At 47.6% G+C, this 11,122-nt stretch carries 9 protein-coding genes; 7 read left to right on the plus strand and 2 right to left on the minus strand.

The window, feature by feature from the left end; all coding sequences use genetic code 11:
- Nucleotides 1-24 precede the first annotated feature (24 nt).
- Both P3C17_RS01060 and P3C17_RS01065 read left to right on the plus strand, forming a co-directional pair.
- The gene (locus tag P3C17_RS01060) at nt 25-2,124 is read left to right on the plus strand and encodes a TonB-dependent siderophore receptor (protein WP_300927707.1); all 2,100 of its coding nucleotides are present in this window, start codon (nt 25-27) and stop codon (nt 2,122-2,124) included.
- A 129-nt stretch (nt 2,125-2,253) separates the two neighbouring features.
- Nucleotides 2,254-3,390: a heparan-alpha-glucosaminide N-acetyltransferase domain-containing protein gene (locus tag P3C17_RS01065; protein WP_300927708.1), complete on the plus strand. Its 1,137-nt coding sequence runs from the start codon at nt 2,254-2,256 to the stop codon at nt 3,388-3,390.
- A 1-nt stretch (nt 3,391) separates the two neighbouring features.
- Here P3C17_RS01065 and zapE read toward each other — a convergent pair whose 3' ends face one another.
- Together zapE and P3C17_RS01075 are read right to left on the minus strand one after the other, a co-directional pair.
- Nucleotides 3,392-4,519 carry a cell division protein ZapE gene (gene zapE / locus P3C17_RS01070; protein WP_300927709.1) on the minus strand — a complete coding sequence of 376 codons (1,128 nt, stop codon included), beginning with the start codon at nt 4,517-4,519 and terminating at the stop codon, nt 3,392-3,394.
- Entirely contained in the window at nt 4,516-6,549 is a 2,034-nt protein-coding gene (locus tag P3C17_RS01075) for a S9 family peptidase (RefSeq protein WP_300927710.1), read from the minus strand. Before P3C17_RS01075 ends, zapE begins: the two co-directional genes overlap by 4 nt.
- A gap of 470 nt (nt 6,550-7,019) precedes the next feature.
- Between P3C17_RS01075 and P3C17_RS01080 the strand changes: the two genes are divergently transcribed.
- From P3C17_RS01080 to P3C17_RS01100, 5 genes are all read left to right on the plus strand, one after another.
- Nucleotides 7,020-7,400 carry a BlaI/MecI/CopY family transcriptional regulator gene (locus P3C17_RS01080; protein ID WP_300927711.1) on the plus strand — a complete coding sequence of 127 codons (381 nt, stop codon included), beginning with the start codon at nt 7,020-7,022 and terminating at the stop codon, nt 7,398-7,400.
- Complete coding sequence (locus P3C17_RS01085; protein WP_300927712.1) at nt 7,393-8,604, plus strand: M56 family metallopeptidase; 1,212 nt, start codon at nt 7,393-7,395, stop codon at nt 8,602-8,604. The genes P3C17_RS01080 and P3C17_RS01085 overlap by 8 nt, the downstream gene beginning before the upstream one ends.
- A 192-nt stretch (nt 8,605-8,796) precedes the next feature.
- Nucleotides 8,797-9,435 carry an NAD(P)H-dependent oxidoreductase gene (locus P3C17_RS01090; protein ID WP_300927713.1) on the plus strand — a complete coding sequence of 213 codons (639 nt, stop codon included), beginning with the start codon at nt 8,797-8,799 and terminating at the stop codon, nt 9,433-9,435.
- Nucleotides 9,436-9,586: 151 nt separating this feature from the next.
- On the plus strand, nt 9,587-10,078 hold the full coding sequence (locus tag P3C17_RS01095; protein WP_300927714.1) for a sigma-70 family RNA polymerase sigma factor: 492 nt from the start codon (nt 9,587-9,589) through the stop codon (nt 10,076-10,078).
- A 36-nt stretch (nt 10,079-10,114) separates the two neighbouring features.
- On the plus strand, nt 10,115-11,110 hold the full coding sequence (locus P3C17_RS01100) for a FecR domain-containing protein (RefSeq protein WP_300927715.1): 996 nt from the start codon (nt 10,115-10,117) through the stop codon (nt 11,108-11,110).
- Nucleotides 11,111-11,122: the final 12 nt, after the last annotated feature.

Genomic DNA, 11,122 nt, shown 5'->3' on the forward strand with positions numbered 1-11,122 from the left:
TGTTGTTACTGGACCCAAAACATCATGCCAAGCCTAAATTTTAAACTTTCCTTTCTTATGCTCTCTCTTGGCTTTATTGCCACAGTTCCTGTCGCTGCAGCAGAATCGCAGGAGGATATTGAGCGTATTGAAGTGCTGTATCGTCAGGCTTACCGTGGCGATATCCCTGCCCAATCTTTACCTCAGTCCATTACCGTCATCGACAAAAGCTTATTACAAGACAACGCCTTAACGCGTTTTCAGGATGCTTTGGATTTTTCAGCCAGTATTTCCCGGCAGAATAACGGCGGTGGTTTATGGGATAGCTTTTCACTGCGTGGTTTTCCGGGCAATGAAAATATGCCGTCCGGCTATTTAATTAATGGTTTTAACGGCGGCCGCGGTTTTAGTGGTCACCGTGATTTATCCAATGTGGAATATGTTGAAATTTTAAAAGGGCCAGGTTCAGCACTTTATGGTCGATCAGAACCTGGTGGCACCATCAATGTGGTGACTCGTAAACCACAAAAGGAGCAGGAGGGTTATCTGCAACTCTCTACTGGTCGTTTTGATCAGCATAGAGTAGAAGCCGATTACACCAATGGTGTCAGCGACAATGTGGCAGTGCGGATTAATGGCGCGGTACAGGACTACGGCAGTTTCCGTGATCATGTCACCAGCAAAAAACAAGTCTTTACCCCTTCAGTGCGTATTGATCTGGATGACCAATCCGCCTTGTTGTACGAGTTTGAATTTCTGAAGCAGGAGCAGTTGTTTGACCGCGGTATAGTGGTGTTAAACGGCGATTTTAATACTGTGCCACGTTCCCGTTATTTAGGTGAACCTGGTGACGGCCCCACAGAAATTGAAGCAACAGGCCATCAGTTGTCTTATGAAACCAGCCTGAGCAACGACTGGTCTTTTTTGGCAGGTTTAGGTTATCGCGACTCGTCGTTAAATGGCTTTTCTTCTGATGCTGAGTTAGCAGCAGCTCGTCAGTCCTTATTTGACGACGGCCAAACCTTAACCCGGCAGCGTCGTTACCGTGATTATCAAGCGGAAGACACTTCTGTGCGGTTTGAGTTGAGTGGCCACCTGACTACAGCTGGTATTGTGCATCATCTGCTGTTGGGAGCTGATGCCTACGACTATGATTTATATACCTTATTGTCACGTTTTCGTGGTCCGAAAGGCAGCTACGCTTTAGATATTTTTAACCCTGTTTACGGCGGTACAGCCACAGATCCGGCGCCTTTGTATGAAAACAAAGAATCGCAACAAGCCTGGGGTATGTATCTGCAGGACCAGATGGATTTAAGCCAAAACTGGAAGTTGCTGCTGGGCTTACGCTTTGATAGTTATCAGCAGGAAATTCAGGAGCTACTCAAAGCGACTCGATCGGATAAAAAAGGCTCTCAGCTTAGCCCTCGTATTGGTTTAGTCTATGAAGTAAATCCGCAATTAAGCTTCTACAGCAGCTATTCCGAAGGTTTCCTGCCGTTAAGTGGCACCGACTATGCTGGCAATTCCTTTGACCCTGAACAAAGCGACTCCTTTGAAGTGGGGGCCAAATTTGCAGCTGCAGGTATCACAGGCACAGTCGCGTTATTTGACGCAAAAAAGTCCAATATCCTGACCTCAGATCCGGTGAATGTCGGTTTCTCTGCCACCTTAGGCGAAGCGACCAGCCGTGGTATTGAACTGGACTTACAAGGCCAACTGACAGATCAGTTAGCTGCCCAATTGTCTTATGCCTTTTTAGATACCCAAACCGCCAACGATATGATTAACCTGGAATGGGGTGTGAATGTGCCTGCGGGCAGCCGTTTGGTGAATATTCCTAAACACAATGCCAGCCTGATGCTGACCCAAACTCTGGCTTTGGGCTCTGTTGAAAGCCGCTTAGGCCTGCGGGTCAATCATGTGGCGAAACGATTAGGTGATTCAGTCGACAATAGCTATATGCTGCCGTCCCATACCTTATTTGCTTTGTCTTGGGCGGCTGATCTGGACCAGAACTGGAAAGCTCAGTTGAATGTCGACAACCTGTTTGATAAATATTACATCCATAACTCGTATTCGGCACTGTGGACTGTGCCGGGTGAACCACGTAGCTACCGTATGAGCCTGACCTATGCATTCTAACCCCGTCGTACTTGAGGCCGTAGCTTCGTTGACTGCGAGCTCTCGCCCCAGTCACATAAGACTTCTATGCTCCTGGGGTCTCACACTCTTGTCGCCTCGCCACAACGTCAATTACTTAGGGGTTGGGAAATGATTGTCCGTAGTCGTATTCAAAGCATCGATATGATGCGGGGTCTGGTGATGCTGATTATGCTGCTGGACCATGTGCGGGAGCGATTTTTTTATCACCTGCAGGTGTCTGATCCTATGGATCTCGACATTACCTCTGCTGGCCTGTTTTTCAGCCGCTTTGCTGCGCATTTATGTGCGCCGGTTTTTGTGTTTTTAACCGGTTTGTCGGCTTGGTTGTATGCCAATCCAGCCAATGGGCCTGTGCGTTCCCCGCGCAGCTTTTTGCTGAAAAGAGGACTCTTCCTGATAGCACTGGAATGGATAGTGTTGCCCCTTGCCTGGATGGGAAACTATGACACCATTTGGTTGCAGGTGATTTGGGCTATTGGCCTGAGTATGGTGGTGTTGGCGCTGGTGAATCAGTGGCCAAAAGCTGTGTTGGCCCTGCTGGGTTTTGGCATAGTCTTTGGGCACAACCTGCTGACGCCTATCAATTTCCAGCCGGATGAATGGGGCTATACGCTCTGGACCATTTTGCATGACCGCAATTATCTGATCAGTGAGGGCGCCATTAAGATCAGAGCAAGTTATCCGGTATTACCCTGGATAGGCGTGATTCTTCTGGGTTATCTGGCGGGGCCTTTATACAGTAAAACAATGTCTGCAGAACGTCGTGGCACTTTATTGCTGCAGATAGGAGCCAGCTGTTTGGTACTTTTTATGCTGCTGCGCGGTTTTAACATCTATGGTGAAACTTTGGATTGGCAATGGTACCCAGACTTGATCACCAGCCTGATGTCGATACTGAATCTGACCAAGTACCCACCTTCGTTAAATTTCCTGCTGGTGACTTTAGGTCTGATGTTTTTCTTGCTCTGTGCGCTGGAGAAACGACAAGGTCGGTGGAGTCAAATCCTGGTGAACTTTGGCTCTGCTCCTATGTTTTTCTACATACTGCATTTGTATGTACTGTTGGCGCTGCACTGGCTTTTATTAACTCTATTTGGCGCGAATCAGGGAGACCGATTTGGTATGGAGCATATGGGCTGGATCTGGCTGACTAGCGTGGTATTAGCTGCAGCTTTGTATTACCCAACCAAGCAATTCTCTTTGTATAAAAAACGCAGCCAGCAGGCCTGGATACGTTATTTGTAAACTATGAAAATGCAGCTTCTGCGGTTTGGCTTTGGCCAGCCGCAGCAGCTTGCCACTGCTGCATTTCAAATAAACGTGACTCGCAGCGGGCAAAAGCAAACTCCAGCTGTTTCGCCTGGTACAGCTCTGAAATCGCTACAGCTGAGGTCAGTAGCAATAAACAGCCTCTGTCATAACATTCATCCACTAATGCAATAAAACGCCGGGCTTCGTTGTCCAGCTTGCTGATATAAATATCCTGATGCTCGCGCTGATAACTGTCTTCCACACCATGCAAAATAGCAGTGTCCGATACAGCACTAAATTGCGGTACGTCCAGCACTGCTATCGCCTTGTAGCGGCTTGCCAGCTGCATATAATCCAGCTGACTGCGTGGCCCGGAGCAGAGCGCCATAAAATCAAAGCCGATGATCTGTTCGTTACTCCATAAAGCCGGAAAGCTCCGGCCCAACAATTCAAAGTCTTGCAGGGGATGCACTTCACCAAACAGCTGCTCTGCCTGCTGTTTTAGCTCAGCTTCAGTGCTTCCCAGGCGGTAATAACGCATCGGGCTTTGTGTTAAGCGGCGGTAATCTACACCGTTATCCAGTGCTAAAATCTTGCAGTGTTGACGCAGCAAATCAATAGTGGGCAAAAAACGCTGCCGTTGCAGACCGTTTTTATACAGCTCTTCAGGTACTGCGTTAGAGGTGGTGACCAGTACCACGCCACACTGGAACAAGTAACGCCATAAGGTGCCCAATAACATGGCATCACCTATGTCGTTAACAAAAAATTCGTCAAAACACAGCACTTTGTATTGTTGCGCCCAGTCTTTGGCGATTTGTAATAAAGGGTCGGCTTCGCCCTGATGCTGTGTTAATTCCTGATGCACCCGCGCCATAAAATGATGAAAATGCAGCCGGATTTTGCCATCCACAGGCAATTGCTGGTAAAACAAATCCATCAGCATGGTTTTGCCACGACCTACAGGGCCATGCAGATACAAGCCCACAGTTGGGATGTCACAAACCAACTGATCGGCAATCTGCTGCAGCGCTAATACCGCCTGATATTGTGGCTCGTCATACAACAACAGGCCCTGCTGGACCTGTTGCTGATAAAGCGAGGTGAAAGAGTCAGAACTCAATCTGTTGGACCCGCCGGCACATAACGTTTTAACCAACTGGTGAATTCGTTAAACCAGAAAATGGAGTTGTTGGGTTTTAAAATCCAGTGGTTCTCATTCGGGAAATACACCAAACGTGCATCTAAGCCTTTACCTTTGTAGACACCATAAATCTCCAGCCCCTGAGTCACGGGTACGCGGTAATCCTGCTCACCATGCATAATCAGCATAGGGGTGACAAACTTATCGGCAAACATAGCCGGGCTCCACTGCAGCATAGTGTCCAGTCCACTCCAGGGGGCGCCACCATAAGCGTGTACCCGGTGTGAGGTGCCATCTGAAGCAAACTGGCCCATCAGGTTATACACACCAGCATGGTTAATCAGTGCTTTATAGCGTTCGGTATGACCTGCAATCCAGCTCACCAGATAACCACCATAACTGCCGCCTGCAGCAGCTAAACGGCTGGCGTCGATAAAGCCACGCGAAAGCATATAATCTACAGCGGCTTCACTGTCCATAAAAGGTTTTATCGGGTGTTCGCCATGAATAGACTCCGCAAAAGCCTGACCAAAACTGGTTGAACCGTGAAAGTTGGGTTGGATCACCACATAACCAGCAGCGGCAAATACCTGTGAGTTCCAGCGGTAACTAAAGCTGTCGCCTGAGTAACTGTGTGGGCCTCCGTGTAATACATTCAGCAAAGGCCATTTTTTGCTGGCGTCAAAGTTGGGCGGATAAGTAATGTAGGCCTGCACCATTTTGCCATCGGCTCCGGCAAAGCTGATATCTTCGGTTTTACCCCAGCTGATCTTCTGTTGCAGTTCCTGATTTAACCGGCTGAGCTGTTTTAAAGTGCGGCCTTTATTATCCAGACTATAGACTTCAGGCATCTGGTTCATGCTGTGTTGCGCCATGTATAGTTGCTGCTGTTGACCCACTTGCAGCTGGCTGATATCGGCCTGACGCAACAGTTGCTGCACCTGACCACCAGCCAACGGCATGCTGTACAGTGCAGATTTGGCTTTGTCCGCAGCGCGGAAATACAAAGTGCCGTTTGGACCAAATTCCCAATCATCCGCCGAAATATCCCAGTCTTTGGTTAAATTGGTTTTTTGTTGAGGTTTAAAATCAAAACGGATCAGCTGGTTATTGTCTGCGGTAAAAAATGTGCTGCGCTGGGCGCCATACACCAGACTTTTACCGTCCGGGCTAAATTTAGGGTTGTTATCACTGGCTGGGTTATCTGCTGTGATATTAACAAACTCACCTGAGCCGTCGGTTTTAACAATTAAAATGTCGTGATTAATCTGATCAAAAGGCGGCGTACTGGTGACTGCGCTGACGGCAATCTGACGGCCATCCATCGAAATATCAAATTCTGCATCACCATTTAAGCTAAACCAGCGATCCCAGCCAGGGGTTAAATCAGCAATTTCGCCTGTGTGAATATTGATACTGAATAAATGCGGATAACTGTCGTCGGTTAACCAGCGATCCCAGTGTCGGTAGACTCTGTTTTCCGTCACTTTGGCTGTTACTTTATTGTCTTTTCGTTGTTTTAGCTGTTCGGCTAAAGCAACAAAATCGCCATTAAAACCTTTAGGCACATTGGCCAAAAACAAAATACGCTGGCCATCAGGAAACCATTTTGGCTGCTGCACTGCGACAGGTAATTTGGTTAAAGCTTTGGCTTCACCGCCAGTTAAAGGCAATAAAAACAGTTGATTATGTTCATTGCCGCGTTTGGATAAAAACACCAGTTGACGACCATCCGGGCTCCAGGCTGGCGCACTGTCCGAATCCGGGTGTTGAGTTAAGGCGGTCAGTTGCTGGGTACGAAGATCCAAAATATGAATATCGGCATCGCCTTTATCTGCCGCCAGATCATAACGGGTGACGGTCAGCGCCAGTTGTTGGCCATTTGGAGATAAAGTTAAAGCGCCGGGTCTGGCGACCTGCCATAAATGCTGAGCTGTTAAAGGTTCAGTAGCGGCCTGAGCGACACCTGCTGCCACCATCATGATCAGGGCTGAAAAACTAAATTTCATACACACTCGCGTTTGGTCAATCAAAGCAATAAGTTGACGCTAGCATAGGCCAGTGGCGTGATAAATAAAACCCTGATGAGTGGCGTACTATTTAAGACTAATCTGAAGTGCCTGGGCGGGAAACTTCATAGCCGAAGTTTTTTGACGAAGAGGTTACGGAAAATCAGCACTATACTTAAAGGGCCATAACTAAAGTAGTGGAGGTATTTATGTTAAGCCGTGAATTTTGGCAAACCTTTGTACAACTGTTGAGTTTTAACGGCTATATACTGCCGGACGAGTTGCATCATTATCCTACAGAAGATAAAGAGTCGGACCAACCGTCTTAAGTCTCTCTTGTACAGAGCGGGGGGAGCCTGGCTCTCCTTCTCCTTTTTTTTCCCGCACATTATTCTAACTTTGTACTTGCGCTTATCGATTACAGATGTAATAGTTTATGTATTACATTTGTAATCGATAGGTGATATGCAATGAAAGATATCAGTCAGGCTGAGCTTGAAGTGCTCAAAGTGTTGTGGCAGCAATCGCCTGCGACAGCCAATCAGGTCGTTGACGCTTTAGCGGATGCCAGTCAGTGGCATGAAAAAACCGTCAAAACACTACTGAACCGTTTAGTCACTAAAGGAGCTGTGTCTTTTGAAAAAGACGGCAGGGCCTATTTATACAGCCCAGTATTGCAACAAAGCGATTATCAGTTAAAAGAAAGCCAGAGCTTTATTCAGCGGGTTTTTTCAGGCCGTATTGCGCCTCTGGTCGCAGGTTTTGCGCAACATGACAAACTGGCAGAGCAGGATATAGCTGAGCTGAAACAGTTGATTGCCCGCTGGGAGCAGGAGAATAAAAATGATTAGTCTGTTGCTGGAGTTACTGCTGCCGCTGTCGTTGATGCTACTGACGTTGCTGGTACTGCGGCCTTATTTACTAACGCGGCGTGGAGCCCGCACCTCATACGCCTTGTGGAGTCTGGTGCCTTTATTGCTGCTGTGTTTTATTCTGCCGTTGCAGTTAAGCAGCAACCCCACTTCGACAGCCATGCAGGTTTATCAGGTGGGTTTACAGCAGGCAGAACAGCAGTTCAGTAGCAGTTCTTTATTGCTGTGGTTGTGGCTGGCTGGTGTTTTGCTGTTTGCCGCACTAGTGCTGCGCAGCCAGTTGCAGCTTCATAAAGAAAAAGCCGCCGCCAAATCTGTTGATCTCGATTCGGCTGAGCTGGTGTCCGATTTGCCGTGTTTGTTAAGTCACAAAGCGCAGGGACCTTACATCAGCGGGCTGTTTAAAGCCGAAATTCTGTTACCAACCGACTTTTTCCAGCGTTTTTCGCCCACTCAACAGCAACTGATTATTCAGCATGAACTCACACACTGGCGTCGTGGTGATTTGTTTTGCAATCTGCTGGCGCTGACTTTGTTGATGTTGTTCTGGTTTAACCCTTTGTGCTGGTTGGCCTACCGCGCCTACCGTCACGATCAGGAATTAGCTTGTGATGCGCTGGTATTAGAAAACGCATCCAAAGCCGACAAAATTGCTTATGGTAAAGCTTTACTAAGCAACTCAGAGCCAACGCCAGTCAGCTGGCAGGGGATCACTACTCACTATGGAGATTTAAAACAAATGAAACAACGTTTACAGCAATTACAAAGCCAGCAGGGATTTAGTAAAAATACGCTGATAGCGGCGGTAGCAGCCGTTTTAGTGGCGGGCCTTTGGTTGCAACAACCTGCGCAGGCTGCCGGTGTTACAAATGCTAAGGGTGAACCAGTTCCTGTAATGCGGGTTGAACCTAAGTATCCAATTCAGGCCGCCGAACAAAAAATAGAAGGTTATGTGGATGCTAAGTTTGATATCTCAGCACAAGGCAACGTCAGTAATGTGCGTATTGTACGTTCAGTACCCCAAGCCACTTTTGACAAAGTCAGTATCACAGCTTTGGAGCAATGGCAGTATTCAGCCACAGGCCAGGGGCGTAAAGATATGCTGGTGAGGCTGGAGTTTGCTATGGACTTACTGGATGCGAACATAGAAAGAGTGGACGTGACACCTGCTGCAAAGCACTAATTAAGTAGGAGTCACAGTCTAAACAGCAAAGGGGCCACAGGCTCTTTTGCTGTTTGGATTGCAACCGAAATTGTGACTTAAATAAGCAAAAGCTCATCCATCCAAAATGCGATAAGTCAGATCCATATCAACTAACAAAACAAATACACAGGCGTATAATCGGCTTCCGTTTTACTTCTAAGGAAATAGCAGATGTCTGATTTAATCAGCAAATTAGAATGGCGTTATGCCACCAAAAAATTCGATCCTAGCCAGGTGGTTTCACAGGATAAAATCGACTTTATTCTGGAAGCTATCCGCTTAAGTGCTACCTCCAGTGGTTTACAGCCTTATGAAGTGCTGGTGATCACCAATAAAGCGGTGCGTGAACAAATTAAGCCTCATGCCTGGAATCAGGGGCAAATCACTGACAGCTCACACTTACTGGTGTTTGCGGCATGGGACAACTACACAGCTGAGCGCATTAATCAGATGTTTGATTTAACCAACGAAATTCGTGGTTTTAAAAACGAAGGCTGGGAAAACTACCGCGCTATGCTGCTCAGTACTTATCCGCAGCGTGACGCCGAAACTAATTATCAGCATGCGGCCCGTCAGGCGTACATTGGTTTAGGTTCTGCTTTAATTGCTGCTGCCGAACTGAAAGTAGACAGCACGCCTATGGAAGGTTTTGATCCGGTGAAAGTGGATGAAATCCTTGGCTTAAAAGAAAAAGGTTTACGCTCTGTGTTGTTATTGCCTTTAGGCTACCGAGCTGATGAAGGTGACTGGCTGGTGGATTTGAAAAAAATCCGTCGTAGCCGCGAGCAGTTTGTTACTGAAATTAATTAATGCTTTGAAAAAGTTAAAGAAGGCCTTGAGTGGCCTTCTCTGTTTTCACTCCTGAAGCCCTATTGTTTGTTTTGCCTCTCTGACATCGTTGTCAACGTTCTGTCATATCCATCAGTTATGGTTTGTCCCTTAGTGAAAGTATGGGGGCTTTATGTCTATAGTTGAAAAGCCGGAGCAGGATGTGCATCAGGCGCTGAAAAATGCTGCGCCTCTGGCACGTTATCTGGAGCGCAATGCCAGTAGTGCAGACGCCGCCGATATTTTTCAGGAGTCTATTGCCCGTGTGCTGGAACAGGCGAAACAACGGCCTATTCTGAATCCTCTGGCTTATGCTTTTACTGTGGCCCGCCATATGCTGATGCGATTAAAACCAGCTGCTGCAGAAGAGCCGGATGAAGTGGTATGCCAAAGTGCTAACCCGGAAGAAATGGCCAGTATGCAGCAAACTGTGGATCTGTTTAGTCAGGCTTTAGCCGCTATGCCCACATTAAGGCGACAAGTCTTTGTGCTGTTCCGGATGGAAGGTAAAAGCCGCAGCGATATTTCGGCTTTACTGCAAATCAGTGAGGATGCAGTATCTAAGCATGTCAGCAGAGCGCTGGCAGATATTCAGCGTCTGATCGATCAGCGTAATGTTTTATAAATACTGTTTTATCAGCCAGGTTTTGTGAGTCCTATTTTGAGTGAACAAGAAAAGTTGAATGCAAAAGAACAGGCAGAGCAGGACTTGTATCTGCAAGCCGCCAGTTGGGTGGAGAGACTCGCCAGTGGTGAGCTGGATAGTCTGAGCAAAAGGCGCTTCAGTAATTGGCTGGAGGCCGATGCCAGACACCCTGTGCTGCTGCAGTCTATGGTCGAAACCTGGCAGGACCCGGCTTTAACTAAAGCTTTGGCGGCCTATCAGCCTTCGCCATTAAAACGTGTTTTACCTCAACGGCCAAAATTGCAGATGACTGCTGTCGCTATGGCGTTCAGTTCAGTGCTGCTGATGTTGTTCTATTTTGGCGATAGCAGTTTATTTTCTGGTCCAGCTCCTTACGAGCTAAAAACAGCTCAGGCCAATAGCATGCAACAAGGCCTTGATGATGGCTCTGTGGTCGATATAGCGCCAGACAGTCAGCTGACGGTATTTTTTACCGCAGATAAACGTCAGGTGCTGCAAGGCCAGGGCGCGGCTTATTTTGCTGTGGCCAAAGACAAACAACGGCCTTTTGAGGTGCGACTGGATCAAGCCAGCGTAGTAGCTGTAGGCACTGAATTTAATATTGACCGCGACCCGGATCTGATTGATATCACAGTGTACGAAGGTGCTGTTCAGGTGCAAGCCACTGCGGCTGGCCCAAGTGTTTTGCTGAAAAGCGGCGAGCGAATTCGTATTCAGCAGCATAAATTATCAGAAGTGCAAAAAGTGGATTTGCAGCAGTTAGTCGACTGGCGCTCTGGCTGGATTGAAATTGAAAACGAAACCTTAGCTTATTTGCTGCACCGGCTAAATCGTTCCGCTGTGGTACCCGTCAGCGCCAGTGCTGAGGTAGCAGATTTACGGGTTGCTGGCCGTTTTGAATTGGCCAATACCCAACAAACCTTGTCGGCATTGTCTGAAGCTTATGGTTTGACGCTAGAGCAAAACAGCAGTGGCATCCGGCTCAGCCGATCGCCCTCTCAACTTCAATAAGAATGGGGGCGG

Origin of the sequence: Rheinheimera sp. 1928-s, assembly GCF_029269265.1 — a bacterium.
In the GTDB taxonomy this organism is placed as follows: Bacteria; Pseudomonadota; Gammaproteobacteria; order Enterobacterales; family Alteromonadaceae; genus Pararheinheimera.

Bases quoted from the DNA above. Each gene is read 5' to 3' on its own strand.
- P3C17_RS01060 (WP_300927707.1), top strand. From the start codon at position 25: ATGCCAAGCCTAAATTTTAAACTTTCCTTTCTTATGCTCTCTCTTGGC.
- P3C17_RS01065 (WP_300927708.1), top strand. From the start codon at position 2,254: ATGATTGTCCGTAGTCGTATTCAAAGCATCGATATGATGCGGGGTCTG.
- P3C17_RS01075 (WP_300927710.1), bottom strand. From the start codon at position 6,549: ATGAAATTTAGTTTTTCAGCCCTGATCATGATGGTGGCAGCAGGTGTC.
- P3C17_RS01080 (WP_300927711.1), top strand. From the start codon at position 7,020: ATGAAAGATATCAGTCAGGCTGAGCTTGAAGTGCTCAAAGTGTTGTGG.
- P3C17_RS01085 (WP_300927712.1), top strand. From the start codon at position 7,393: ATGATTAGTCTGTTGCTGGAGTTACTGCTGCCGCTGTCGTTGATGCTA.
- P3C17_RS01090 (WP_300927713.1), top strand. From the start codon at position 8,797: ATGTCTGATTTAATCAGCAAATTAGAATGGCGTTATGCCACCAAAAAA.
- P3C17_RS01095 (WP_300927714.1), top strand. From the start codon at position 9,587: ATGTCTATAGTTGAAAAGCCGGAGCAGGATGTGCATCAGGCGCTGAAA.